General features: G+C 68.8%; 23 protein-coding genes. 5 read left to right on the forward strand and 18 right to left on the reverse strand.

What is annotated here, in order from left to right:
- Positions 1-10 precede the first annotated feature (10 nt).
- Together ACEU5R_RS11865 and ACEU5R_RS11870 are read right to left on the reverse strand one after the other, a co-directional pair.
- Complete coding sequence (locus ACEU5R_RS11865; protein ID WP_392410309.1) at positions 11-355, reverse strand: antibiotic biosynthesis monooxygenase; 345 nt, start codon at positions 353-355, stop codon at positions 11-13.
- Positions 356-458: 103 nt separating this feature from the next.
- Positions 459-1,094, reverse strand: coding sequence for a glutathione S-transferase family protein (locus tag ACEU5R_RS11870; protein WP_392410311.1), 636 nt, complete (start codon positions 1,092-1,094; stop codon positions 459-461).
- Positions 1,095-1,199: 105 nt separating this feature from the next.
- Here ACEU5R_RS11870 and ACEU5R_RS11875 point away from each other — a divergent pair, with 105 nt between their 5' ends.
- Complete coding sequence (locus ACEU5R_RS11875) at positions 1,200-2,237, forward strand: pyruvate dehydrogenase (protein WP_392410312.1); 1,038 nt, start codon at positions 1,200-1,202, stop codon at positions 2,235-2,237.
- 55 nt (positions 2,238-2,292) lie between these two features.
- Here ACEU5R_RS11875 and ACEU5R_RS11880 read toward each other — a convergent pair whose 3' ends face one another.
- From ACEU5R_RS11880 to ACEU5R_RS11925, 10 genes are all read right to left on the reverse strand, one after another.
- Positions 2,293-3,273, reverse strand: coding sequence for a Bug family tripartite tricarboxylate transporter substrate binding protein (locus ACEU5R_RS11880; RefSeq protein WP_392410313.1), 981 nt, complete (start codon positions 3,271-3,273; stop codon positions 2,293-2,295).
- 89 nt (positions 3,274-3,362) lie between these two features.
- Complete coding sequence (gene hpaH / locus ACEU5R_RS11885; RefSeq protein WP_392410315.1) at positions 3,363-4,163, reverse strand: 2-oxo-hept-4-ene-1,7-dioate hydratase; 801 nt, start codon at positions 4,161-4,163, stop codon at positions 3,363-3,365.
- A gap of 96 nt (positions 4,164-4,259) precedes the next feature.
- Positions 4,260-4,673 (reverse strand): nuclear transport factor 2 family protein, encoded by a 414-nt coding sequence (locus ACEU5R_RS11890; protein ID WP_103274380.1) that lies wholly within the window; start codon positions 4,671-4,673, stop codon positions 4,260-4,262.
- Between the two features lie 32 nt (positions 4,674-4,705).
- Complete coding sequence (locus ACEU5R_RS11895) at positions 4,706-5,932, reverse strand: NAD(P)/FAD-dependent oxidoreductase (protein WP_392410317.1); 1,227 nt, start codon at positions 5,930-5,932, stop codon at positions 4,706-4,708.
- On the reverse strand, positions 5,929-6,249 hold the full coding sequence (locus ACEU5R_RS11900; protein WP_392410319.1) for a non-heme iron oxygenase ferredoxin subunit: 321 nt from the start codon (positions 6,247-6,249) through the stop codon (positions 5,929-5,931). The genes ACEU5R_RS11895 and ACEU5R_RS11900 overlap by 4 nt, the downstream gene beginning before the upstream one ends.
- A 2-nt stretch (positions 6,250-6,251) precedes the next feature.
- Positions 6,252-7,523 (reverse strand): aromatic ring-hydroxylating dioxygenase subunit alpha, encoded by a 1,272-nt coding sequence (locus ACEU5R_RS11905; protein WP_103274377.1) that lies wholly within the window; start codon positions 7,521-7,523, stop codon positions 6,252-6,254.
- Between the two features lie 22 nt (positions 7,524-7,545).
- The gene (locus tag ACEU5R_RS11910) at positions 7,546-8,037 is read right to left on the reverse strand and encodes an aromatic-ring-hydroxylating dioxygenase subunit beta (protein WP_103274376.1); all 492 of its coding nucleotides are present in this window, start codon (positions 8,035-8,037) and stop codon (positions 7,546-7,548) included.
- Positions 8,038-8,077: 40 nt separating this feature from the next.
- Positions 8,078-9,178, reverse strand: a complete 1,101-nt coding sequence (locus tag ACEU5R_RS11915; RefSeq protein WP_392410321.1) for a cupin domain-containing protein — start codon at positions 9,176-9,178, stop codon at positions 8,078-8,080.
- Between the two features lie 55 nt (positions 9,179-9,233).
- Positions 9,234-10,232: an ornithine cyclodeaminase family protein gene (locus ACEU5R_RS11920; RefSeq protein ID WP_103274374.1), complete on the reverse strand. Its 999-nt coding sequence runs from the start codon at positions 10,230-10,232 to the stop codon at positions 9,234-9,236.
- Positions 10,225-11,100, reverse strand: coding sequence for a fumarylacetoacetate hydrolase family protein (locus ACEU5R_RS11925; RefSeq protein WP_392410322.1), 876 nt, complete (start codon positions 11,098-11,100; stop codon positions 10,225-10,227). The genes ACEU5R_RS11920 and ACEU5R_RS11925 overlap by 8 nt, the downstream gene beginning before the upstream one ends.
- 210 nt (positions 11,101-11,310) lie before the next feature.
- On the opposite strand from ACEU5R_RS11925, the gene ACEU5R_RS11930 reads away from it, so the two are divergent.
- Positions 11,311-12,042, forward strand: a complete 732-nt coding sequence (locus tag ACEU5R_RS11930) for a GntR family transcriptional regulator (protein WP_392410323.1) — start codon at positions 11,311-11,313, stop codon at positions 12,040-12,042.
- Between the two features lie 30 nt (positions 12,043-12,072).
- On the opposite strand, the gene galE is transcribed toward ACEU5R_RS11930, so the two are convergent.
- On the reverse strand, positions 12,073-13,101 hold the full coding sequence (galE, locus tag ACEU5R_RS11935) for a UDP-glucose 4-epimerase GalE (RefSeq protein WP_392410324.1): 1,029 nt from the start codon (positions 13,099-13,101) through the stop codon (positions 12,073-12,075).
- Between the two features lie 239 nt (positions 13,102-13,340).
- Positions 13,341-14,273 carry an AraC family transcriptional regulator gene (locus ACEU5R_RS11940; protein WP_392410325.1) on the reverse strand — a complete coding sequence of 311 codons (933 nt, stop codon included), beginning with the start codon at positions 14,271-14,273 and terminating at the stop codon, positions 13,341-13,343.
- A 153-nt stretch (positions 14,274-14,426) separates the two neighbouring features.
- Between ACEU5R_RS11940 and ACEU5R_RS11945 the strand changes: the two genes are divergently transcribed.
- Positions 14,427-15,497, forward strand: coding sequence for an MBL fold metallo-hydrolase (locus ACEU5R_RS11945; RefSeq protein WP_392410326.1), 1,071 nt, complete (start codon positions 14,427-14,429; stop codon positions 15,495-15,497).
- Between the two features lie 56 nt (positions 15,498-15,553).
- Here the strand turns inward: ACEU5R_RS11945 and ilvA are convergent, their stop codons facing one another.
- On the reverse strand, positions 15,554-17,176 hold the full coding sequence (ilvA, locus tag ACEU5R_RS11950; RefSeq protein ID WP_392410327.1) for a threonine ammonia-lyase, biosynthetic: 1,623 nt from the start codon (positions 17,174-17,176) through the stop codon (positions 15,554-15,556).
- Between the two features lie 406 nt (positions 17,177-17,582).
- Between ilvA and ACEU5R_RS11955 the strand changes: the two genes are divergently transcribed.
- The gene (locus tag ACEU5R_RS11955) at positions 17,583-19,811 is read left to right on the forward strand and encodes an NADP-dependent isocitrate dehydrogenase (RefSeq protein ID WP_392410328.1); all 2,229 of its coding nucleotides are present in this window, start codon (positions 17,583-17,585) and stop codon (positions 19,809-19,811) included.
- A gap of 355 nt (positions 19,812-20,166) precedes the next feature.
- A complete protein-coding gene (locus ACEU5R_RS11960; RefSeq protein WP_392410329.1) occupies positions 20,167-21,540 on the forward strand; it encodes an MATE family efflux transporter in 1,374 nt (457 codons plus the stop codon).
- 29 nt (positions 21,541-21,569) lie between these two features.
- Here the strand turns inward: ACEU5R_RS11960 and ACEU5R_RS11965 are convergent, their stop codons facing one another.
- The 3 genes from ACEU5R_RS11965 to ACEU5R_RS11975 all read right to left on the reverse strand — a co-directional run bounded on the left by ACEU5R_RS11965 (position 21,570) and on the right by ACEU5R_RS11975 (position 23,926).
- Positions 21,570-22,205, reverse strand: a complete 636-nt coding sequence (locus tag ACEU5R_RS11965; protein ID WP_103274367.1) for a VTT domain-containing protein — start codon at positions 22,203-22,205, stop codon at positions 21,570-21,572.
- A gap of 315 nt (positions 22,206-22,520) precedes the next feature.
- Positions 22,521-23,321 carry an ABC transporter permease gene (locus ACEU5R_RS11970; protein WP_392410331.1) on the reverse strand — a complete coding sequence of 267 codons (801 nt, stop codon included), beginning with the start codon at positions 23,319-23,321 and terminating at the stop codon, positions 22,521-22,523.
- The gene (locus ACEU5R_RS11975; protein WP_103274365.1) at positions 23,312-23,926 is read right to left on the reverse strand and encodes an ATP-binding cassette domain-containing protein; all 615 of its coding nucleotides are present in this window, start codon (positions 23,924-23,926) and stop codon (positions 23,312-23,314) included. Before ACEU5R_RS11975 ends, ACEU5R_RS11970 begins: the two co-directional genes overlap by 10 nt.
- Between the last annotated feature and the right edge of the window lie 155 nt (positions 23,927-24,081).

A 24,081-nucleotide genomic window follows, 5' to 3' on the forward strand; every position in this document is an offset into this window, starting at 1 on the left:
CCGCACGAGGTCATGCCCCGGGCAGCACCAGGTCATCCACGCGATAGGTATGGAATTCGCTCGTGGACACCTCGTCGAGCCGGCGGAATTTCTCCAGGAATACCGGATCGGAAAAGAACTCGTCCACCTTGTTCGCGCCGGAAATGGCCTCGATGTTGACAACGGTCTTGCCGTCGGTGCTCTTGGACAGATTGCTCCACAGGAAGCCCTGCTTGGTGCGGGCGACGTAGTGCACCACGTCCTGGATGGCGCTGAAGGCTTGCTCCTGCTTGCCGGGATGGGCATGGATGACGTTGACGATGAAGACGGTGGGCTGGGGGCCGGCAACGAAGGCGGCGACGTGTGCGGATGTCATGGTCTGGGTTCCTTGGGGGTGATGACGGACGGCAGTGTGCGCCCGGGAACCCGTTGGAAAAAGCAGCCGGCGGGCGCAACATTGCGGACCGTTTCGTCCGCAATCAGCCGCCCTGGTTTTCCCGCACGGCGGCCTGCACCGCCGGCCTCGCCTCGATGGCCTCCAGCCACCGGCCCACGTGCGCGAACGGCGCGATGTCCAGCTGCAGCTCCTCAGCCGATCTCAGCCAGGAAAAGGCGGCGATGTCCGCGATCGAGTAATCCGGCGTGGCCAGATGGCGCGATTCGGCCAGCCGTCGGTCCACCACGCCCAGCAGGCGCAGCGACTCCTTGCGGTAGCGCTCGATCGCCTCTTCGTTGCCGCTTTTGGAGCCATGCAGGAACCACCAGAGCTGGCCCAGCATGGGGCCGATGCCGCCGATCTGGAAATGCAGCCATTGCTGCACCGCCAGCTGTCCGGCCAGCGTGTCCGGCTGCAGATGGCCGGTCTTGTTGCTCAGGTACGAAAGAATCGCGCCCGATTCGAACACCGTCAGCCCGGCCTCGTGGTCGACGATGGCGGGAATCTTGCCGTTCGGGTTGATCTTCAGGTATTCGGGCCGCTTTTGCTCGCCCGCGCCCAGGTCCACGGGATGACGCTGGTGTGCCAGGCCCGCCTCATGCAGGTAGATGCCGACCTTCAGGCCGTTGGGCGTGTCGGCGGTGTAGAACGTGATGGGATTTCGGTTGTCGGCTGCCATGGAGCGCTCCGGTTTGATTGCGTGGAATACTTGCTGCTACAATAGTTGCAAATGCAATTCTAATCAAAGCACGCGCCGCCGCGTGCATCCGCCGAGCAAACACTGATGTCCACCCGCACGCACAATGGGCCGCGACCTTCGGCCAGCACTCGCGCCGCCGCACAGGCCTGCCTGGCGCGCATGGCCGCCCGTCGTTCCGGCGCGGCGCATCAGGCACGGGAGTCGCCGGCCGCGATGGCTCGGGGACTGGCGCGCGCGCTGCTCGCGGATGCCGGGGACGCCAGCCACCTGTCGCTGATCAAGGGCCCGGGCGCGGACGATGTGCCCGACGCCGGCCTCGCGGCGGCCTGGCCGCTGCGCTTCGGCGGCGCGGAGCCTGGCCATGAAAAACCGCTGCTGTATTTCTTGCGCGCCAGCGCCGCCAGCGCGCTGCGCGCGGCCTGCTGGGAAACGCAGGATCGCGGCATCATCCTGAACCTGGCGGAAACCACGCCGTCGCGCTGGACCAAGGGCGTGATGCCCGATGTGCCGGTCTGGCTCAATGCCTACCTGCCCTGCACGCCGTATGACCCGGCATCGGCCGACGAGGCCCGCGCGATCCTGCGGGGCGCGCTGCAAGCCCTGTATGTGGACGGTGACGCCGGCTGCTGCTACCTGACGCTGCATGGCGATGACGCGGGCGCGGATCCGCTCAGCGAGCCGGACGCGCAAGCCGCTTGGCGCGGGATGTACCGCATCGGCCCGGCGTCGGCCGACGCGCGGATCCGGCTGTGCGGCGCGGGCAAGGCCTTGTCGCGCGTGATCCAGGCGGCCGGGTGGCTGCGCCGTGACTGGGGCATAGACAGCGAGATCTGGAGCTGCCCCAGCTATACGCGCCTGGCGCGCGACGCCGGCGCCGCCGACCGCTGGAACGGGCTCAACCCCCTGATGACGCCCCGGACCTCGCATCTGGACGCCTGCCTGAACGGCGATGCGCGCCCCGTGCTCGCGGTCACGGACTACCACCAGCCCATCGCCGGCCAGATCGGCGCCCATGTGCGGGCGCCTTTCGTGGCGGTGGGCGCCGACTCGCAGGCCCGCGAGCATGCCAGGCCCGCCGACGCGCAGTGGCTCGTCGCCATGGCGCTGCGGATGCTGGGCTGATCCGGTCGCGCGGCGCGCAGGCGGTCCGCTTGCGCACCGCCTGCCCTGGCCCCGCTCAGTCGATCGACGCGCCGGCGGTCTTCACCACCTTGCCCAGCCGCTCGTATTCCTCGGCGCCGAAGTCCTTCAGGCCGGCCCGCGTGGTCGGCGACGGAATGGCGCCGCGCGATTCCAGCATCTTGCGCACCTCGGGCTTCTGCAGCACCTGGTTGAGGGCGGCGTTGAGCTTGTCCAGCACGGCGACCGGCGTGCCCTTGGGCGCGTACAGGCCGTCCCAGGCGTAGAACTCGTAGCCCTTCACGCCCGCCTCGCTGACGGTGGGAATGTCCGGATTGGACGCCACCCGTTCCGGCGTGGTCACGCCCAGCGCGCGCAGCTTGCCGGCGGCGATCTGGCCCGAGACGTTGGGCATCACGTCGATCATGAACGAGATGCGGCCGCCCAGCAGGTCGGTCATGGCCGCGCCGCCACCCTTGTACGGGATGTGCATGACCTTGATGCCCGCCATCTGGTTGAGCAGTTCACAGGCCAGGTGCGACGAGGTGCCGTTGCCGGCCGAGCCACAGGTCAGTTCGCCCGGACGCGACTTGGCGTAGGCGATCAGCTGCTCCAGGGTCTTGAAGCGTTCATCGGCGCTGTTCACCACCAGGGCCGCGGCAATGATGGTGAAGCGCGACACCGGCTCGAAGTCGCCCGGCGCGTAGCCAGGACTCTTGTAAAGCCAGTGATTGGTGGCCTGCGTGCCGTTGGTGCCATATGCCAGCGTGTAGCCGTCGGGATTGGCGCGCGCGGCGATGGACGTGCCGATATTGCCGCCGGCGCCCGGCCGGTTTTCCACGATGATGGTCTGGCCCAGCTCGCGTCCCAGCGGTTCGGCCATCAGCCGCGCCAGCGTGTCGCCGCCGCCGCCGGCCGCGAAGGGCACCACCAGGGTGATGACGTGGGTGGGCCAGGCCGGCTCGGCCTGGGCCGTACAGAACGCCAGCGACGCGCAGGCGGCGGCGACCGTTCCGATCAAGCTCTTGTAGGGTTTCAAGTTTGTCTCCTGTTCAATGGTAGCGCGCGCCCTGTGTAGTGGATATGTGGCGCGCGGGTTGCTGCGGGTATTCCTGGATCCGGCTTTCCTCAGACGAAACGGCAGCTGACGGCGCCCAGCGCGCCGTAGTCGACGTGGAAGGTGTCGCCGCGCTCGGCGTAGACCGGCCGCGTGAAGGAGCCGCTCAGGATGATCTGCCCGGCCTCCAGCGCCACATCGTGCTCGGCCAGCTTGTTGGCCAGCCAGACCACGCCGTTGGCCGGATGATTCAGCACGCCGGCCGCCAGGCCGGTCTCCTCGATCACGGCGTTGCGCGACATCATGGCGCCGACCCAGCGCAGGTCGGTGTCGCCGACCCGCACAGGGCGGCCGCCCATGACCACGCCGGCGTTGGCCGCGTTGTCGGCGATGGTGTCGAAGACCTTGCGCGGGCGCTTGGTGTCGGGATCGATCTGGTGCGAGCGCGCGTCGATGATTTCCAGCGCGGGAATCACGTAGCGCACGGCGTCCAGCACGTCGAACAGCGTCACGTCCGGCCCTTGCAGGCGGCGCTCCAGGATGAAGGCCAGTTCCACCTCGACGCGCGGCACGATGTAGCGATCTCGCGGGATCTCGGCGCCGTCGCCGTACAGCATGTCGTCCAGCAGCGCGCCGTAGTCCGGCTCGTCGATCTGCGACGACAGCTGCATGGCGCGCGAGGTCAGGCCGATCTTGTGGCCGACCAGCCGCCGGCCCGCCGCGATCTTGGAAGCCACCCATTCACGCTGGATGGCGTAGGCGTCGGCGATGGTGATGTCGGGATGGTCCAGCGACAGCTGGCGCACCTGGCTGCGGCCGCGCTCGGCCTGGTCCAGGCGCTGCGCCAGCGCCTTGATGGTGGCGGAATCCATGGAAGGTTCTCCGGGATGATTGGGATTCGGTGACTGTGATGCAGTGGCTGTGATTCGATGGCTGCGATTCAGTGCCTGAGGCTCGACATCCGGCGCTCATTCGGGCGGCAGATGGCGGCGGCTGCGCTTGTCCTGCAGCCGCCAGCCCTGCGCGGTGGCCACCAGCGTGTCCTGGCATTCGCGGATCGCGACCAACCGGGGCGCCCCGCCCTGCTCCGTGGGCCGGCTCTCGTAGGCGGTCAGGAAATAGGCGACCGTGGCCCGCGATCCGTCCAGCGTGGCCAGCCGCAGATTGGTCACGACATGGCAGGTGGCGCGATCCGGCGCGCGGCCGTTGAGCGCGTCCAGGATCTGTTCGCGGCCGGACAGCAGCCGTCCTTGCCGTTCCCAGCAGCCGTCTTCGGTCATCAGCGCGGCGGCGGCTTCGTGCCGGCGCGTATCCAACGCATGGAAAAACGCCAGCACGGTTTCTTCGCAAGCGGCCTTGGTAAGCAGGTGTTCAAGTTCCATTGCATGCTCCTTGCCAGGTTCCGGGGTCGCCATCATCCGATCTGGGCGCTGGCCAGCGGCGCGTCCGACCGGCGCAGCAGCGCCGGATCCAGCACCGCGCCCTGCGCGATCCATTTGCGCAGCTGGCGCAGTTCGCGCGCCGCGTTCACTGTCACGCCCGCCACGGCGCGGCCTTCCGCATCCAGCGCCACCGACAGCAGCGCGCGGGCATCCGCCTGCGGCCGCAGCACCTCGCTGGCCGCCAGCGCCGGAAAGCCGACGATCTGCACCATGGCGTCGTATTGCTCGGACCAGACCGCGCCGGTCGGCCGATACGCTTCGCCCAGGCCCAGCGCCGACAGCGCCGCCGCCGTGCCCTGATCCTGCGCGTTCTGCCAGGACTCCAGCCGCAAGCGGCCGCCGCCGGGCCGCGCGGACACGGCCACATCGCCGGCCGCGTATACGTCCGGCGCCGACGTGCGGCAACGCTCGTCCACCAGCACGCCGCGATCGCAGGCAATGCCGGCGTCGCGCGCCAGCGCATCGTTGGGCGTAAGGCCCACGCCCAGCACGATCGCGTCGGCGGCGATCGAGGAGCCATCCGCCAGTTCCGCCACGGGCCGGCCATCGGCTGAACCGCCCACGGCGCGCAGGCCGGCGTTCAGCCGCAGCGCCACGCCGTTGGCCGCGTGCAGCGTCGCCAGATGCGCCGACACGCCCGGCTGCACGCTGCGCGCGCACAGCCGCGCCTCGCGCTCCAGCACCGTGACCTTGCTGCCGGACTGGCGCGCCGTGGCGGCGACCTCCAGCCCGATCCAGCCGCCGCCCACGATCAGCACATGCCGGTCGGGGCCCAGCCGGGCGCGCAGCCGTTCGGCGTCGGCCCGCGTGCGCAGCACATGCACACCGTCATGGTCCACGCCCGGCAGCGCCGGCACCGTGGGCCGGCCGCCGGTGCAGAGAATCAGCTTGTCGTAGGCCAGCGCCTGGCCGGCGGACGTGTCCACCCGCCTGTCCGCGACGCGCAGCCGCAGCGCCGCGACGCCGGGCTCGAACTCGATGCCCATCGACTCCAGCTTGTGCGCGGCGAACAGCTCGGTGCTTTCCGCCAGGGCCTGGCCGGACAGCACCGCCTTGCTCAGCGGCGGCCGTTCGTAGGGCGCGTGCGGCTCGTCGCCCAGCAGCACGATGCGGCCGTCGTAGCCGCGGTCGCGCAGCGTGGTGGCGGCCCAGCCGCCCGCCTGGCCGGCGCCGACGATGACGATGGCGCCGGCGTTCACGCGGCTTCCGCCTTCAGGTAGATGACATCGCCGTCCACCTTCACCTCGTAGCGGCGCAGGTCGGTCGTGACGGGCGGGCATTTCGGCTTGCCGCTGCGGATGTCGAACACGCCCTGGTGCAGCGGGCATTCGATGGTGCCGTCCTCGAGGTAGCCGTCGGCCAGGCTGGCGTTGCCATGCGGGCAGCGGTCCTGCGTGGCGCAGATCTCGCCTTGCAAGTCATAGAGACAGACACCCTCGCCGTCCAGCATGACGCGCAGGGTATTGGTGTCGGGCGAGATATCGCCCACTTGGGCCACGCGTTTCCAGGTTTCCATGCTCACAGCCCCATCGCCTTGCGGTAGTAGTCGTAGAACGAACGGATCAGCACCTCGGTCACCATGTAGTCGGCCGGCTCGGTGTCGCGGCCGCCCATTTCGACGATGCCGCGCGCTTCCGGGTAGCCGGTGACGCCGATCTGCACCTGGTTCAGCATCTCGCTGTCGTCCATGGACACGAAGCCGGCCGGCCCCAGCAGGTTGGCGTGCTTCAGGCGCAGGCGCGTCATTTCCTCGTCGTCGTCCTCGTAGCCGTAGTAGGTGAACACCAGCTCGTGCTCGGTGGGGCTGCGCGGAATGACGTGGCGCGTCTTGAGCGAATTGGCCTGGATGCCGAACTGCGCCGCCGGGAACACCCAGGCGCCGCCGACGCGTCCGCGATTGAACTCGGCGCGCGGCGTGACCGTCTCCAGGTCCAGCAGCTCCAGGTCCTCGCGGAAGCGGCTCATCTCGGTGGTGGCCTCGGTCTTCTTCTTGCCTTCGTTGTGCGACACCATCACGCTGTGCGCGCCGCCGCCGGTCGGAATGCACTCGGACTTGGAATCCGCGCGCCACAGGCCGAAGGTGATGTAGAAGGTGTGCAGCAGGGTCGCGTGGTACGGATCCTTCAGGTTCTCCAGGTACATCTTCCAGTTGCTGGGGATCAGCTGGCGGCTGTAGCCCAGCAGCTTGAGCGGCTTGCCCGGCAGCATGTGATCGATCTCGGCCAGCACTTCCGGACCGCAGTAGTCCTCGAAGCTGGGCGCGTCCTCGGCGAAGGTGGCCCAGACCGAGCCGCCGCGATTGACGCTGCGCAGCTTGCGGATGCCGTTCTGCTTGGGATCGAAGTCGCGCGGCATGCCGCCCTTGCCCAGCGCGCCGCGCCGGAACGGCACGCCCTGCAGATTGCCTTCCAGGTCATAGTTCCATTGGTGGTACGGGCAGGTGAAATCGGCCACCTTGCCGGTGTTCTGCCAGCAGATCTGCGCGCCGCGATGGGCGCAGCGGTTCTCCAGCACGTGGATATCACCGTTTTCACCGCGCACCATGATGACGGGACGGTTGCCGATCCAGTTGCGCTTGAAGCAGCCGGTCTCGGGCACTTCGCATTCCAGGCCCACGTAGTTCCAGGTCTTGCCGCCGAAGAACACGTCCATCTCCTTCTGGAAGATGGCCGGATCGGTGTAGACCCAGTTGGGGATGCGCGTATAGCCTTCTTTGGGCCAGCGGCGCTCGATATGGACGGGGGCCGCGGCGGGCGCTTCTTGCCGCGTGGCGGCGTCGGGACAGGTCATGACGGATTTCCTTGCGGCGGATTCAGATGGGGACGATGAGCGAGGTGCGCACGCGGTAGTTGTCGTAGACGCAGTCGCGGCGGCTGAACGCCAGCCCCTGCGGCGTCACGCGCAGCTCGTCCAGGTAGCGGCCGACCATGTTCAGCGTGGGCTCGCGGTCGGACAGCGACTCCATCACCGCGAAATTGGCCTGCGCGACGATGCGGTCGCCATCGACCTCGGTCACGCGCACGCCGCTGATGAAATGGCGCAGCGCGCGCGGCTCGAACATGGTGGTCTCGCGCAGCGCGGTGACGCGGTCGCGCACCATGTTCTTGTTCATGCAATAGATCAGCCCCAGCGGCAGGCCGGCGTCGTGGTTCTCGCGCGAGAGCACGCGGTAATGGCAGTCCTCGGTGAAGAAGTCGGGCCATTGCTCCAGCCGGTCCTCGTCCAGGCAGTGGGCGTAGTCTTCATAGAAATCCCGCAGGCGCGCGCGCAGCGCCGGGGCGTCGGAAAGCTCGGTCAGGGTCATGTCGGATCCAGGGTTCATGTCGGTGTCGGCGCGGCGGCGCTCAGGACGCGGCGGCCAGCTGCGCGCGGTTGCTCTCGAAGCCGCTCTGGCTGCCCAGCGCCAGGATGGGCTCCTGCATGCGCTCCTGCCAGATCAGCGATTCCATGGCGATCTGCAGCGGATGGTCCTGCACGGTCAGCGCGGACGTGGTCTCGGTGCCGGAATGGTGCGAGTGCATGGCCCAGCCCGGCGCCGACAGGATCAGGTCGCCGGCCTTCCAGTCCAGCCGTTCGCCGCTGACCTTGCTGTAGCCGTTGCCGCGCAGGTAGTAGTTGATGGCCGACGAGCTGTGGCGATGCGGCACGTGATGGTTGTCCGGCGGCGAGGACGAAATGGTGGCGAAGAAGCTGTGCGTGGTGCCGATGCGCCGCTCGGTGGCCGGGTTGTAGAGCACGAACAGGCGGCGGCCGTTGTAGCCACGCGCGATGTCCTCCACCGTCGGCAGGTGGCGCGAGACCTCGGCCCAGGGCCAGTGCAGCGCCTTGGATTCCAGCACGTCGATATCGATCAGCCACTCATAGCCCATCAGCCAGGCGCCTTCCGGCGTGATCTGCTCGCGCAGCGCCAGGTCGCGCGAGCGCGCGGCGCCCGGGGCGCGGGCCGGCACCGGCTTGGTGTTGGCGTCGGCTGGCGGCACGTCGCCCTCGAATTCCTCGACGTAGTGGATCTCCAGCTTTTCCAGCAGCGGCGCGTTGGAGTACGACAGGCGCACCCACGGTTCCTTGCCGTCGTTGCGGTAGGAATGCACCTGCATGGCGGGCGTGTTCCAGACGTCCCACCGGCCGGCGCGGATATCGCGGCCCGCCACGGTGGCCACGCCCTCGCCGCTGATGCAGATCTCCAGCATGTTGGAGTTCTTGCGCAGGTTCCAGGTGCGCTCGCCGGGGTTGACCACGTTGATGGTCACGTCGGTTCCCGGCGCCAGGCCCAGGCCGGGCGCGCGCGCGTTCGGATGCACGATGAGGGAGGCGCGGCGGCCGTTGTCCGGCTTGGGCGCGTCGATCAGGCGGGCGATTTCCAGATCGATCGCCTCCTTGGGGATCACGATGGACGGCCACTTGTCCTGTTCGCGGGGCGCGGCCCCGCTGACGTCGATGAACATGCTTGTCTCCTCTTGCCGCCGGCGCTCGCGCCGGCTGTCTCATTGAATGTTGGTGTCAGCCCTGCGCCAGCAGCAGGTTCTCGCGGGTCTGCGGCGGCAGCGCCACGCCCAGGCCGCGCGCCAGCGCCTGCTCGTACACCACCGTGGCCATCGCCAGGTCGGACAGGCCCATGCCCATGCCCTTGAACAGCGTCAGCCGCGCATCCGGGGCGCGCGTTTCGCCGGCCGCCAGCACGTCGCTCAGCCGCGACACGCCGGGCCAGGACGGCGCATCGACGCCGTAGCGCTCGCGCAGCTCGCGCGAGCCGCGCCTGGCGTTCTCCAGGTCGTCGACCACCACGCGGTCGGCGCGTTCGAACACGTCCTGCGCGAACTCGGCCTTGGCCGGCAGGATCGCGCCCACCGCGTTCAGATGGCGGCAGTCGGCCAGCTGGGCCGCGTCCACGAAGGGTTCGACGGCGCGCGTGATCAGGGTCACGATCTCGGCATCGGCCAGCGCGTGCGCCAGCGTGGGGGATTCCTCGATCTCGAAGGCATAGCGGGCCGAGGCCGCCGCCACGAAGGCGCGGCGCTTTTCTGCCGTGGGGCTGTAGACGCGCACCCGGCGCAGCTCGCGCACCTCGGCCAGCGCCGCCAGCTGCGTCACCGCCTGCGGCCCGGTGCCGATCAGCGCGGCGCGGCTGGCGTCCTGCGGCGCCAGGGCGCGCGTGGCCACGCCGCTGATCGCGGCGGTGCGCAGCATGCCCAGCGCGCGCGCCTCGATCACCGCGCGCAGGAATCCGGTGCGGGCGTCGAACAGGCTGAACACCGAGCCTCCGCCGGCCTTGGTATGGACCCAGGTCTTGAAGCCGGCGTAGCCGCCCTCGCCCGTCTGCACCGAACCCAGCGCGTGCATGGAACTGCCATCGCCCCAGGTCGCCAGCGCCTTGGGCAGGTTGCGGGCCTCGTCACGACCCTGGGCCACCAGCATGCCGTGCAGCGCGTCGATGGCGCGGCGCATGTCCAGCACCGAGACCACGTCGCGTTCCGTCAGGTACAGCAGCGCATCAGCCATGCGCGTCTCCTTGTTCTTGATGTGCAGGGGCGGGTTCGTCCGCCACCCGGTTGACCAGCGTGCCCACGCCGGGAATGTCCACTTCCAGCGTGTCGCCCGCGGCCATGAAGCGCGGCGGCTTGCGGCTGGAGCCCACGCCCTCCGGCGTGCCGGTGGCGATCACGTCGCCCGGCGACAAGGGGGTGAAGGCGCTGATGTAGGCGATCAGCTCGGCAATGGGGAAAATCAGGTCCGAGACCTCGCCCTGTTGCAGGGTCTCGCCGTTCAGCCGCGTCATCACCCGCAAGCGCGCCGGGTCGCCGATCTCGTCGGCGGTGACCAGCCAGGGGCCCAGCGCGCCGCTGCGCTCGAAGTTCTTGCCGGGCGTGACCTGGGCGTTGTGCTTCTGGAAGTCACGCACCGAGTTCTCGGCCATGCAGGTGTAGCCGGCCACGTGCGACAGCGCGTCGCGCGCCGCGATGTGGCGCCCTGCCCGGCCGATGACCACGGCCAGCTCGCCTTCATAGTCGTAACGGTCGGAGGCGCGCGGCTTCCACATGTCCTGGCCGTGGCCAACGAAACTGTCGGCATAGCGGATGAACAGCGAGGGATGCGCCGGCAGCTCGCGGCCGGCCTCCAGCACGTGGCGTCCGTAGTTCAGGCCCACGCACAGGATCTTGCGCGGGTTGGGCACGGGCGGCAGCCATTGCAGGCCCGCCAGGGGCGTACAGGGCATGCCGGCGCGGTCGGCCTCCCGGGCGATGCGCCCGGCGCCGTCCTCCAGCGCGGTCCGCAAGTCGGGCCACACGCCGGACAGGTCCACGACCTCCTCGCCGCGCACCACGCCCCAGGCCTGGCGGCCCCTCTGCTCGAAGCTCATCAGCTTCATCTTGTCTCCTGTCGGTTCGGACTGAAGGCATGCATCCGTACCCGGTTTTGCATGCAATCCTGGCTTTTTCTGACGCCTATCCGTTGTTTTTATAAATTATTGCATGCAATTTTGAGAAATCGCAAGGGTAGATCAGATATTTATCGACCGATTGCATGCAATTTTGCGGGTACACTGAATCATTCCCCGACCACCCCAGGACCTTGCCGCATGGCCGCACAGATCGACAAAGTCATTTCCGAACTCCGCGACATGGTGCTGTCCGGCGCCCTGCAGCCCGGCGAGCGCGTGGTGGAGCTGCAGTTCTCGGCGCGGCTGGGCGTGTCGCGCACGCCGCTGCGCATCGCGCTGACCGAGCTGGAAAAGGAAGGCCTGCTGGAACGGCTGCCGTCGCGCGGCTTTCGCGTGCGCGCCTTCACGGTGGACGAGATCGGCGACGCGGTGGACGTGCGCGGCGTGCTGGAAGGCATGGCCGCGCGGCTGCTGGCCGAGCGCGGCGCCCCGCCCGAGGTGCTGGCGCAGTTGGAGCAGGCGGTGGAAGAAGGCCGCCAGCTGCTGGCGCCGGCGCGGCTGGATCCGAACACCACGGTGGACGCGCGCGCCTGGGGCCAGATCAACCGGCGCTTTCACGAAATCCTGTGCGAGGCCGCCGGCAACCGCGCGCTGCTGTCGGCGCTGGAACACAACAACAAGACGCCGCTGGCCGGCCCGGCCGCGCTGACGCTGCCGTCCACCCCCTCATTGCTGGAAACGCCCTTCGTGCTGCGCGCCCAGGCCGACCACGAAGACCTGCTGCGCGCCATCACCCGGCGCGAGGCGGTGCGCGCCGAGAACCTGATGCGCGAGCACGCCTACCGCAGCCGCGAGAACAAGCGCGTGCTGCTGGAATCGTTTCGCGGCGCGCTGGCCGCGCGGCCGCTGCTGGCGGACGCCAACGCTTGAGATGAGCGCCCGGCTCGCGTCCCGGCTGGGCTACGCGGACCGATAGCCCGCCGGATTGCGGCTCTGCCAGCGCCAGGCATCCTGGCACATGCGGTCAAGATCAAGACTGGCCTCCCAGCCCAGCAAGGCGCGGGCCAGTCCGGTCGCGGCATAGTAGACCGCCACATCGCCGGAACGGCGCTCCGTGAATTCATAGGGCACCTGCCGGCCGCTGGCGCGCTCGAACGCGGCGATGACCTCCAGCACGCTGTACCCGCGTCCGGTGCCCAGGTTGACCGTGAAGCCGCCCTGCCCGCGCTTGAGGGCCGCCAGCGCCGCGATATGACCGCGCGCCAGATCGACCACATGGACGTAATCGCGCACGCCGGTGCCGTCCGGCGTCGGCCAGTCGCGCCCGAACACGCGCAGCAAGGGCAGGCGTCCCGACGCCACGCGGGCCACGAAAGGCATCAGGTTGTTGGGAATGCCCGACGGGTCTTCACCGATCAGGCCGCTCTCGTGCGCCCCCACCGGATTGAAATACCGTAGCGTGGCAATGCGCCAGGCCGGGTCGGATGCGGCCAGATCGGCCAGGATCCGCTCGCCGGCAAGCTTGGTCTGCGCATAGGGGTTGGTTGCCGAAAGCGGCGCGGTCTCGTCCAGCGGCACCGTGGCCGGATCGCCATACACCGTCGCGGACGAACTGAACACCAAGGTCTTGACCTGCCGCGTCCGCATGACCTCAAGCAGATTCAGCAGGCTGATCAGATTGTTGCGATAGTAGGCCAGCGGCGTGCGGACGGAATCGCCCACGGCCTTGTGCGCCGCGAAATGGATGACGCCGTCTATGCGATGCGCGTCGAACAGCTGCTCCAGCGTTTCAAGGGAACAGGCGTCGCCGCGCACGAAGGCCAGCTCGCCGCCGGCGATGCGGCGTATGCGCGCGATCGCTTCCGGATGGCTGTTGATCAGGCTGTCCAACGCCACGACCCGGTAGCCTTGCGCCAGCAGTTCCACGCAGGTATGCGAACCGATGAAGCCAGCGCCGCCGGTGACAAGAATCGTCTCGGTCCCAACCATGAGTCTGCTCCATGAGTGGATGCCCCATGCAGGACATCGCCCTTTCTTGGCCGGCAACCCGGTCAAGCCAGATGAAGCGATTATTGGCGCCGGACCAGGACGCCGAAAAGCCGCCAAAAGTAGCGGTTCCCGACCCATGCCCTAGGCCTGATGGACGATGCCTGGATCCTTCGCGCTAGGCCGTCCGGCTGACATGCGCTGACGCCATCGGACGCCGGCAAGCCGCTACATGCGCACCCTCAGACCGTCAGCGGCAGCGCCCCGCCCCCCCGCCGGTACTGCGACGGCGCGCACAGCATGGCGCGCTTGAACGCCGTGCTGAAGGCGCTTTCGGATTCATAGCCCAGCGAAAACGCGATGGCGGAAATGCTCTCGTCGCCGCTGCGCAGCCGTTCGGCCGCCGTGTGCATGCGCCAGCGCGTCAGGTAGTTCATCACCGTGGTTCCCGCCAGCGCCTTGAAGCGCTGCGCGAAGACCGTGCGCGACACGCCGGCGACGCGGGCCAGCGCCTCCAGCGTCCAGCCGCGTCCCGGTTCGGAGTGGATGGCGCCCAGCGCCGCGCCGATCCTGGGATCCGCCAGCGCCGACAGCCAGCCCGCCGGTGCGCCGCAAGACAGCGCGCCCAGGTGGATGCGCAGGATCTGCACCAGCATCAGATGGACCAGATGGGTCGATACCAGCGCGCCGCCGGGACCCGGACTACGCAACTCCGAGGCCAGCTGCTCCAGCGCCCAGCGCAGCACGGCGGCCTGCGGCGAAGCGCCCGGCACTTTGATCAGGGGCGGCAAGGCGTCGAACAGCAGCGCCGCGTGATGGCTGTCGAAGTTCACCTTGCCGCTGACCAGGAACTGCTCGCCGCCGCCGTTGTGGACGGCGATGCCGTCGCGCACCACGGCTTCCAAGAGATGGGAGGGGTCGTCCGGCGCGAGCGCCAGGTCCGACGCCATTACGAAGCGGCATCCCCGATTCACCAGGAAGCAGTCGCCCTCGTCGAAACGGATCGGCGCGTCCTGCCCCGCCACCCTGCCCCAGCACGATCCGCGCAGGGCGGCGGCGAACTTGATGCCGTCGTGCGCAGGAAAAGCGAACGACCACTCGCCCGCCACGTCGAAACCCGCGTAAAGCTGGCTTTGCGGTTTGAGCAGAGAAAGCACGTCTGACAAAGGATCCAAGACAGATTCCGTACGATCAACAAAGAAATAACGACTTTAAAGCATGGATCGTTCCCCATCCAGCCCGTAAGCTCTGGACAATCCGGGGCGATCCGCCGGCCGCCCAGGCCGCCGGCCCGCCGCCCCGCCCTGTATACGGAGTTGATGGTCTAGATGCGCAATCCCTTTTCCTGTGCCGCCACCGGCGACTACGCCAGCTCGCCACAAGCCAGCGGCGGCCGCTTCCGCAACGCCACGCCCAAGCCCACCAAGGCGCCGGCGTCCAGCGCCCGCATCATGTGGGATTTCCTCTTCAACAAGCCGGCCAACACCACGCCGCCCGCGCCGGTGCCCGTGCACCCGCTGACGCGCGAGGCGCTGCGCCTGGCGCCGGACCGCAGCCTGTACCGGCTGGGTCATTCGACGGTGCTGCTGAGGCTGCGCGGCGGCTGGTGGCTGACCGATCCGGTGTTCAGCGAGCGCGCCTCTCCGGTGCAGTTCCTGGGACCGAAGCGCTTTCATGCCCCGCCGATTTCCCTGGCCGAGCTGCCGCCGCTACGCGGCGTGATCCTGTCGCACGATCACTACGACCACCTCGACCATCGCGCCATCAAGGCGCTGGCGAGCAAGACCGAGGTCTTCCTGTCGCCGCTGGGCGTGGGCGACCGCCTGGCCGCCTGGGGTGTGTCGGCGGACCGGATCCGCCAGTTCGATTGGTGGCAAGACGTCGAAATCGACGGCCTGCGCCTGACGGCCACGCCGGCCCAGCATTTTTCCGGACGCAGCCTCGCCGACAGCAATCGCACGTTGTGGTCGTCCTGGGTGATCGAGGACGACGAGCTGCGCGTCTTCTTCAGCGGCGACAGCGGCTATTTCGACGGCTTCGCCGAAATCGGCCGGCGCTTCGGTCCCTTTGACCTGACCCTGATGGAAACCGGCGCCTACGATCCGCAGTGGCCCTACGTGCACATGCAGCCGACCGAAACCGTGCAGGCCCACCAGGATCTGCGCGGCCGCTGGCTGCTGCCGATCCACAACGGCACGTTCGATCTGGCGATGCACGCCTGGGATGATCCATTCCAGCAGGTGGTGGCGCTGGCCGCGCCGCGCGGCATCCAGGTCACCACGCCGATGATGGGCGAACGCATCGACATCGCCGCGCCGCACGCGGGCCAGCGCTGGTGGCGCCAGCCGCATGCCGCGGGCGCCGGCCAGCAACCGCGCATGGGCGATTCGCGCGCCTAGCGCCCCCCTCTCCCCCGCGCGATCCGGACCGCCACGCCATGGCGGTCCGCCCGTTTTCAGGCCAGGAATTGCCGGTAGGCCGGGTTGTCGGTTTCCTCGGAATGGGCGTAGCCCAGTTGCGCCAGGAAAGCGTCCAGCGCCGTCGCGTCCGCCGGCGGCGCCTGGATGCCGACCAGGGCCGAGCTGAAATCCACGCCCTGGTTGCGGTAGTGGAACAGACTGATGTTCCAGTTCGGCGCCATGGCCGACAGGAATTTCATCAACGCGCCCGGACGCTCCGGGAACTCGAAACGGAACAGACGCTCGCCCGTCGCCAGCGGCGAGCGGCCGCCGACCATGTATCGGATGTGCTGCTTGGACAGCTCGTCGTGGCTCAGATCGCGCACGTCGAAGCCTTCGTCCTGCAGGGACCGCGTGATATCGGCGGCCTCGCCCCGGCGCGCGATCTGCACGCCGACGAAGATATGGGCGCGGCGCTCGTCGGCGATGCGGTAGTTGAACTCGGTCACGTTGCGCTGCCCGATCACGGCGCAGAAGCGGCGGAAGCTGCCGCGCTCTTCCGGCAGCGTGACGGCGAAGGCCGCCTCGCGCGCCTCGCCCACGTCGGCGCGGTCGGCCACGAAGCGCATGCGATCGAAGTTCATGTTGGCGCCCGAGGTGATGGCCACCAGCGACCGGCCGCTCAGCCCTTCCCGCTCCACATAGCGCTTCAGGCCCGCCAGCGCCAGCGCGCCGGCCGGCTCCAGCACGCTGCGCGTTTCCAGGAACACGTCCTTGATGGCGGCGCAGACCGCATCGGTGTCCACCAGGATCACCTCGTCCAGGTACTCGCGGCACAGGCGGAAGGTTTCCTCGCCCACCAGCTTGACGGCGGTGCCGTCCGAGAACAGACCGACCTCGGCCAGATTCACCCGCTCGCCCGCGCGCAGCGATTGCGCCATGGCGCAGGAATCCTCGGTCTGCACGCCGACCACGCGCACCGCCGGATTGACGGCCTTGACGTAGGTGGACACGCCCGCCGCCAGGCTGCCGCCGCCAATGGGCACGAACACCACGTCGGGCGCCGACGGCATCTGGCGCAGGATCTCCATGCCCACCGTGCCCTGGCCGGCGATCACGTAGGGATCGTCGAAGGCCGGGATGAAGGTCAGCGCCTGCCGCCGCGCCAGCGTCTGCGCGTGGGCGTAGGCGTCGCTGTAGGAATCGCCGGCCAGCACCACCTCCACCGTCGGCCCGCCGTGGGCGCGCACCGCGTCCACCTTCACCTGCGGCGCGGTCTGCGGCACCACGATGGTGGCGCGCACGCCCAGCCGGGCGGCCGAGATCGCCACGCCCTGGGCGTGGTTGCCGGCCGACGCCGTGATCACGCCCCGGTCCAGCGCGGCCTGCGGCGTGTTGCGCATCTTGTTGTAGGCGCCGCGCACCTTGAACGAGAACACCGGCTGGTTGTCCTCGCGCTTCAGGTACACCGCGTTGCCCAGCCGGGCCGACAGGCCGCGCGCCGGTTCCAGCTCGGTTTCGCGGGCGATGTCATAGACGCGGGCGGACAGGATCTGGCGCAGATAGTCCAGCTGCGAGGGCTGGCCCTGGGCGAATCCGGCCGCGCCGGACGGGGCGGCGAGATCGGCGGAAACGGAGGAAAAAGCGGGGGAAACGGTGGCGGTCGGCGTGTCTGGCATGCGGGTTCTCTGTGTTTGCCCGGAACGGCGGACACAAAAAACCCGCCTGTCTGGGCGGGTGGCTGTGACTGAATGCGGTCGCTGGCTAACCCACCATTTCGGGAATGATGGAAATAATAATCAGCGAGATGCTGGCGACGCGTGCATTCATGGGACGTACTTTCCGCCAAGCCCGACCGTTTGTCAAATGGACGCCCGGCGCCCGCGCCGCTGTCCTCCGAGCCTGCCACGGTATTACAATGTTCGATTAGTGACTGCGGCACCCACCTGGACGGTCGAGCAACTTGACCGTGACAAAGGCCGGGCGGCAGCCATGTTTGGCCACTCTCGACAACACTACCGGCTAGCGCCGCACAGCATGCCCAGGTCCGCGCCCAGCGCGAGGCGCCGGGCAGATTCAAGGATCATGTCTCTTACTCCGAAGATTATCTATACCTTTACCGATGAAGCTCCGGCGCTGGCGACCCGTTCGCTGCTGCCCATCGTCCAGGCCTTCGCCAAGTCCGCCGGCATCACCGTCGAAACGCGCGACATCTCGCTGGCCGGCCGCATCATCGCCGTCTTCCCCGACTATCTTGAAGAAAGCCAGAAGCTGGGCGACGCCCTGGCCGAACTGGGCGCGCTGGCCGTCAAGCCGGAAGCCAACATCATCAAGCTGCCGAACATCAGCGCCTCGATGCCGCAGCTGAAGGCCGCCATCAAGGAACTGCAGGCCCAGGGCTACAAGCTGCCCGACTACCCGGATTCGCCCGCCAACGACGCCGAGCGCGACGTCAAGGCGCGCTACGACAAGGTCAAGGGCAGCGCCGTCAACCCCGTGCTGCGCGAAGGCAACTCCGACCGTCGCGCGCCGCTGTCGGTCAAGAACTACGCCCGCAAGCACCCCCACAAGATGGGCGCCTGGGCCGCCGACTCCAAGTCGCACGTGTCCCACATGAACGAAGGCGACTTCTACGGCACCGAGAAGTCGGCCCTGATCGCCGACGCCGGCGACCTGAAGATCGAGCTGGCCGCCGCCGACGGCGCCGTCACCGTGCTCAAGGACAAGACCCCGGTCAAGGCCGGCGAGATCATCGACGCCGCCGTCATGTCCGCCGCCAAGCTGAAGTCCTTCCTGCAGGCGCAGGTGGACGAGGCCCGCGCCCAGGGCGTGCTGTTCTCGGTGCACCTGAAGGCCACCATGATGAAGGTCTCCGACCCCGTCATCTTCGGCCACGTGGTGTCCGTGTTCTACAAGGACGTGCTGGCCAAGCACGCCGACCCGCTCAAGCAGGCGGGCTTCGACCCCAACAACGGCATCGGCGACCTGTACGCCAAGATCCAGAGCCTGCCCGCCGAGCAGCAGGCCGCCATCACCGCCGACATCGACGCGGCCTACAAGACGCTGCCCGCGCTGGCCATGGTCAACTCCGACCGCGGCATCACCAACCTGCACGTGCCCAGCGACGTGATCGTCGACGCCTCGATGCCGGCCATGATCCGCGACTCGGGCAAGATGTGGAACGCCGCCGGCGAACTGCAGGACGCCAAGGCCGTGATCCCGGACCGCTGCTACGCCGGCGTCTACCAGGCCGTGATCGAGGACTGCAAGGCCAACGGCGCCTTCAATCCGGTCACGATGGGCAGCGTGCCCAACGTCGGCCTGATGGCCCAGGCCGCCGAGGAATACGGCTCGCATAATAAGACCTTCGTCATCCCGGCCGCCGGCACCGTGCGCGTCACCGACGCCTCGGGCAAGGTGCTGCTGGAGCAGGCCGTCGAGGCCGGCGACCTGTGGCGCATGTGCCAGACCAAGGACGCCGCCGTGCAGGACTGGGTCAAGCTGGCCGTCACCCGCGCCCGCGCCACCAAGACCCCGGCCGTGTTCTGGCTGGACGAGAACCGCGCCCACGACGCGCAGGTCATCGCCAAGGTCAAGCAGTACCTGAACGACCACGACACCAGCGGCCTGGACCTGCGCATCCTGGATCCGGTCGAAGCCACCAAGTTCTCGCTCAAGCGCATCCGCGCCGGCCAGGACACCATCTCGGTGACCGGCAACGTGCTGCGTGACTACCTGACCGACCTGTTCCCCATCATGGAGCTGGGCACCAGCGCCAAGATGCTGTCGATCGTCCCGCTGATGGCCGGCGGCGAGCTGTTCGAGACCGGCGCCGGCGGTTCCGCGCCCAAGCACGTGCAGCAGTTCGTCGAAGAAGGCTTCCTGCGCTGGGATTCGCTGGGCGAGTTCATGGCCCTGGCCGAATCGCTGGATCACCTTGGCCGTACCTATAAGAACGCCAAGGCCCAGGTGCTGGCCAAGACCCTGGACCAGGCCACCGCCAAGTTCCTGGACGAGAACAAGTCGCCCGCCCGCAAGGTCGGCGGCCTGGACAATCGCGGCAGCCACTACTACCTGGCCATGTACTGGGCCCAGGCCGTGGCCGCCCAGACCGAGGACGCCGCGCTGGCCAAGCAGTTCGCCAACGCCGCGATGGAATTCGGCGAGCGCGAGACCCGCATCCTGGACGAGCTGAAGGCGGCCCAGGGCAAGCCCGTGGACCTCGGCGGCTACTACCAGCTGGACGAGGCCAAGGCTGTCGCGGCCATGCGTCCCAGCGCCACGCTGAACCAGATCCTGGCCTCCATCGGCTAAGCCTCTGCCCTGCCCGGCGATCCGCGTTGCGCGCGGATGCGCCAGCACAAAGAGAACGGCGGTCCCGCGAGGGGCCGCCGTTTTTTTTGTCCCGCTTCACCGCCCGGCTGCCTCCGATCCCGGTGCCCCGTGCCGCCGCCACGCCTGCCCGGGTCTGGTTCAAATATTTTTACCCGGATATATTGATTTGATTATTTTGTCCGGGTAATATTTGCACCTGCCTGCCCGGCCAGATTGCGCGCCACTGACGCGCCGCCTCCCGGACAGGCATACCAACCACTTCCCCACGGACCCATGACCTTCCGCCGGAACCCTTTCCGTCGCGGACAGGTCCCGTATCGCCCAAGGAAACGCGATGACCCAGGCAACCACCTTGCCTCCCTTGCAAGCCCCGCCCTTATGGAAAGCCTATCTGGCCATCCTGGCGCCCATGATGCTGACCAACACGCTGCAGGCCGCCGCCGGCACCATCGACGGCATCTATCTCGGCCAGATGATCGGCCTGGACGCGATCGCCGCCGTGTCGGCCTTCTTTCCCGTGTTCTTTTTTCTGCTGGCCATCATCATCGGCCTGAGCATCGGCGCCACCGTGCTGGCCGGCCAGGCCTGGGGCGCCCGCAATCCCGCCCGGGCGCGCGCCGTCGCCGGCACCGCCCTGGCGCTGGTGCTGGCGGTGGGCCTGATCGTCAGCGTGATCGGCGGCCTGACCGCCCCCATGCTGCTCAAGGCCCTGGACACGCCGCCCGAGATTCTCGATGACGCCGTGCGCTACGCCCGCGTGATGCTGATCGGCGCGCCGCTGATTTTCCTGCTGTGGCTGGCCACGTCCATCAGCCGAGGCGTGGGCGATGCCGTCTCGCCCATGTGGGCGCTGGTCCTGGCGACCGGCGTGGCGATGTTGTGCACGCCCGCGCTGATCGCCGGCTGGGCCGGGCTGCCCAGGCTGGGCGTGCTCAGTCCGGCCGTGTCGACGCTGCTCGGCTTCACGCTGGCGCTGGGCTGGCTGGCGTGGCGCTGGCGCCGCCGGGGCCATCCCCTGGCGCCCAATGCCGCCCTGCTGCGCGAACTGCGCTTCGACCCGGCGCTGACGCGCGCGATCCTGAAGATCGGCGTGCCGGCCGCCCTGCAGATGCTGACCATGGCGGCGGCCGAAATCGCGTTGCTGGGGCTGGTGAATCGCCACGGCGCGCAGGCCACGGCGGCCTATGGCGCGGTGACGCAGCTGATGAGCTGGCTGCAACTGCCCGCGATGTCGCTGGGCATCAGCGCCACCATCCTGGCCGCCCACGCCATCGGCGCCGGACGTGGCCACCGGCTGGGCGCTATCGCCCGCACCGGGTTGATGATGAACGTGGCGGTGACGGGCCTGTTCGTCTGCGTCGCCTACGCGCTGGCGCCGTATGCCATCGGCCTGTTCCTGAAGGACGGGGCCACCGCCGCGCAGGCCGGCGAACTGCTGCGCATCGTCGCGTGGAGCGTGGTGGCGCTGGGCTGCGCATCCGTGCTGTCGGGCGTGATGCGCGCCAGCGGCACGGTGCTCGTGCCCGCCACGCTGGGCGTGCTGGCGATCGTGGCGGTGGAACTGCCCGCCGCCTGGTGGCTGGACGCACGCATCGGCCTGTCAGGCATCTGGTGGGCCTACGCCCTGGCCTTCATGGCGATGCTGGTCCTGCAGTCGGGCTACTTCATGCTGGGCTGGCGCGGCCGGATGCCGCAGCGCCTGGTCTAGTCAGTAGCGTGCCAGCCCAGCGCCTGGCGTCAGCGCTGCTGCGCCAGGCGCCGCACCTGCAGCCATTGCAGCGCGACGGGGATCAGCGACAGGCCGATGATGATGACCGAGACCCAATGCAGGTTGGCCCGGACCCAGGGGATGGAGCCCAGCCAGTAGCCGGCCAGCATCATCGAGCTGCACCAGACGACGCCGCCGACCACGTTGTAGGCATAGAAGCGGCCGCGCGGCATCTGCGACAGGCCGGCCACGAAAGGCGCCAGCGTGCGCACGATGGGCACGAAGCGGGCGACGGTGATCGTCATGGCGCCGAAGCGCGCGAAGTATTCCCGCGCGCGCTCCATGTGCGCGGGCTTGATCCATCGGCTGTGCGCCAGCTTCTGGCCCCAGCGGGAAGAACCGATCGTGTAGTTGAGCGCGTCGCCGGCGATGGCGGCGGCCGTGATGATGGCGATGGAGGTCAGCGGATCGATGCCCGCCAGCCCGAGGAAGGCGCCCGCCGCGAACAGCAGTGAATCGCCCGGCAGGAAGGGCATGATCACCAGTCCCGTCTCGACGAAGATGATGAGGGCGATGATCAGGGTGCCCAGCACCCAGTTCTGCGCCAGCAGGGCCATCAGGCCGTTCTCGCTGGTCAGCCACGCAAACATTTCGGTAATGCTCATCAATGTAACGATCCCGTTTTCATGCCGGTCAGGCCGGCGTTATTTGCCTACTCCCCCCGGGGCCAGACGACTCCCGAGGAAGCGACAGGCCCTGGCGATCCCGCATCGCATGGCGCGCTGCCGTCTCCGCTGAAGGAAGGCGCGCCACGGCGCGGCGCACCCGCCTGAGCGAACGCGGCGCGGAGGCATTTCCGCGCCGGCGCATTATCACCCGGCGCGCGTCGAGTTTTCATTGAATTGGTGACCGACCGTAGCAGGCCGGGTGGCCGGGCAAACGCGGCGGGCGAAGCCCGCCCCGCCCGTCGCCGCATGCACTCAATCGGGCATGTGCAACCTGTCCAGCCGCAACCGCCCGCGCCCGTCGCTCAACCGCCGCATGGCGCCGTAGGCAGCGCCCATGGCCGCCATGCCGCTGGCCCCGCACAGCAGGAACATCAGCAGGATCTGATACTTGGCCGCCTCGACCGGATCCATGCCGGCGATGATCTGGCCCGTCATGATGCCGGGCAGCGTGATGATGCCCGCCGCCGACATCTGGTTGATGCTGGGCAGGATGCCGCGTCGCACCGACTCGCGCAGCACCGTGGCGAAGGCCAGCCGGGGCGGCGCGCCCAGCGAGATGCGCGCCTCGATCGCCAGCTTTTCGCGCGACGCGCCGGCCAGCATGCCGTCCAGCGCCAGGCTGGCGGCATTGAGCACGCTGCCCAGCACGATGCCGACCAGCGCGATCACGTAGCGCGGGTCATACCAGGGATCCGGCCGCAGCGCCGTGTTGAGAATGAAGAGCGCCGTCACCAGCGTGGTGGCGCCGACAGCCGCCGCCCCGACCCAGCCGTTGCCGTGCCCGGCCAGCCGCGCCTTGGGCCGCGCCGCGACCTCGCGCGCGGCCAGGCCCATCATCGCCGCAGCCACCAGCGCGGTGAGCCAGGGCGCGGCATGCGCGAACACCAGCTTCAGGATGTGGCCCACCAGCAGCAGCTGGACCACCGTACGCGCCGCCGCCCACAGCGTCTGGCGTTGCATGCCCAGGCGCAGCGCGAAGGAAATGGCCGCGCACAGCAGCACCAGACAGGAAGCGACCAGCAGGTCCGTGGCTTGCAGCCGTATCACGTCCATAGCGTCTCCAGCTTGCCCTGCCGCATCCGCCACGCGCGCCGACAAAGGCGTCGCGCCTGTTCCTCGCTGTGCGTCACCAGCAACGCCGCGCCGCCTTCGTCCAGATAGCGGCGGACCTCGGTCTCGACACGCGCGGTGGCGTCCGGATCCAGGGCCGCCGTGGGTTCGTCCAGCAGCAGCGCGCGCGGCCGTTTCACCAAGGCGCGCGCCAGGCCCAGGCGCTGGCGTTCGCCGGTGGACAGCTCGCGCACCAGCGCCTGCATTTTTTCGGGCGCCAGCCCCAGCCGCTCCACCAGCCCGACGGCGGCGGCAGCGTCGTCAAAGTGCGCGGCCACGCGCTCTTCCCACCAGCCCGCCTCGGCCTGGCAATAAATGACCTGGCGGCGCCATTCGTATCCCGCCATGCCCGAACGCGGCGCGCCGTCGAGTTCGACTTCGCCCTCGCCCGGGTCCAGGTCGGCGACCTGACGCAGCAGCAAGGACTTGCCCGAGCCCGACGGCCCCATCACCGCCGCGCACTCGCCGGGCGCCAGCGCCAGATCGACGGCGGCCAGCCTGGCGCTGCGCACCGCCTTGAGCGCCAGTCGCGGCCGCATGTCAGCCATGCGCGCGGCCCTCGTCCCCCGCCGCGCCGGCGACGGTGTGGATGCGCGCCGCGCGCGGCTTGATATGCCTGGATTCCATCCTGATTCCCTTTCGTCCCGCCGTTGCGCCACCGGCGCGCAGCCGCGCCACGGAACAGTTCGCGGGCATTGTCCCA

Origin of the sequence: Achromobacter sp. 413638, from assembly GCF_043119405.1 — a bacterium.
Classification (GTDB): Bacteria; Pseudomonadota; Gammaproteobacteria; order Burkholderiales; family Burkholderiaceae_B; genus Achromobacter.

What these genes read in the sequence shown, in the direction of transcription:
- ACEU5R_RS11925 (WP_392410322.1), bottom strand. Translation starts at nt 11,100, where the DNA reads ATGAAGCTGATGAGCTTCGAGCAGAGGGGCCGCCAGGCCTGGGGCGTG.
- ACEU5R_RS11975 (WP_103274365.1), bottom strand. Translation starts at nt 23,926, where the DNA reads ATGGCTGACATGCGGCCGCGACTGGCGCTCAAGGCGGTGCGCAGCGCC.
- ACEU5R_RS11875 (WP_392410312.1), top strand. Translation starts at nt 1,200, where the DNA reads ATGTCCACCCGCACGCACAATGGGCCGCGACCTTCGGCCAGCACTCGC.
- ACEU5R_RS11955 (WP_392410328.1), top strand. Translation starts at nt 17,583, where the DNA reads ATGTCTCTTACTCCGAAGATTATCTATACCTTTACCGATGAAGCTCCG.
- hpaH (WP_392410315.1), bottom strand. Translation starts at nt 4,163, where the DNA reads ATGGATTCCGCCACCATCAAGGCGCTGGCGCAGCGCCTGGACCAGGCC.
- ACEU5R_RS11900 (WP_392410319.1), bottom strand. Translation starts at nt 6,249, where the DNA reads ATGGAAACCTGGAAACGCGTGGCCCAAGTGGGCGATATCTCGCCCGAC.
- ACEU5R_RS11965 (WP_103274367.1), bottom strand. Translation starts at nt 22,205, where the DNA reads ATGAGCATTACCGAAATGTTTGCGTGGCTGACCAGCGAGAACGGCCTG.
- ACEU5R_RS11910 (WP_103274376.1), bottom strand. Translation starts at nt 8,037, where the DNA reads ATGACCCTGACCGAGCTTTCCGACGCCCCGGCGCTGCGCGCGCGCCTG.
- ACEU5R_RS11920 (WP_103274374.1), bottom strand. Translation starts at nt 10,232, where the DNA reads ATGGCTGATGCGCTGCTGTACCTGACGGAACGCGACGTGGTCTCGGTG.
- ACEU5R_RS11865 (WP_392410309.1), bottom strand. Translation starts at nt 355, where the DNA reads ATGACATCCGCACACGTCGCCGCCTTCGTTGCCGGCCCCCAGCCCACC.
- ACEU5R_RS11905 (WP_103274377.1), bottom strand. Translation starts at nt 7,523, where the DNA reads ATGACCTGTCCCGACGCCGCCACGCGGCAAGAAGCGCCCGCCGCGGCC.
- ACEU5R_RS11915 (WP_392410321.1), bottom strand. Translation starts at nt 9,178, where the DNA reads ATGTTCATCGACGTCAGCGGGGCCGCGCCCCGCGAACAGGACAAGTGG.
- ACEU5R_RS11930 (WP_392410323.1), top strand. Translation starts at nt 11,311, where the DNA reads ATGGCCGCACAGATCGACAAAGTCATTTCCGAACTCCGCGACATGGTG.
- ACEU5R_RS11890 (WP_103274380.1), bottom strand. Translation starts at nt 4,673, where the DNA reads ATGGAACTTGAACACCTGCTTACCAAGGCCGCTTGCGAAGAAACCGTG.
- ilvA (WP_392410327.1), bottom strand. Translation starts at nt 17,176, where the DNA reads ATGCCAGACACGCCGACCGCCACCGTTTCCCCCGCTTTTTCCTCCGTT.
- ACEU5R_RS11970 (WP_392410331.1), bottom strand. Translation starts at nt 23,321, where the DNA reads ATGGACGTGATACGGCTGCAAGCCACGGACCTGCTGGTCGCTTCCTGT.
- ACEU5R_RS11960 (WP_392410329.1), top strand. Translation starts at nt 20,167, where the DNA reads ATGACCCAGGCAACCACCTTGCCTCCCTTGCAAGCCCCGCCCTTATGG.
- galE (WP_392410324.1), bottom strand. Translation starts at nt 13,101, where the DNA reads ATGGTTGGGACCGAGACGATTCTTGTCACCGGCGGCGCTGGCTTCATC.
- ACEU5R_RS11870 (WP_392410311.1), bottom strand. Translation starts at nt 1,094, where the DNA reads ATGGCAGCCGACAACCGAAATCCCATCACGTTCTACACCGCCGACACG.
- ACEU5R_RS11945 (WP_392410326.1), top strand. Translation starts at nt 14,427, where the DNA reads ATGCGCAATCCCTTTTCCTGTGCCGCCACCGGCGACTACGCCAGCTCG.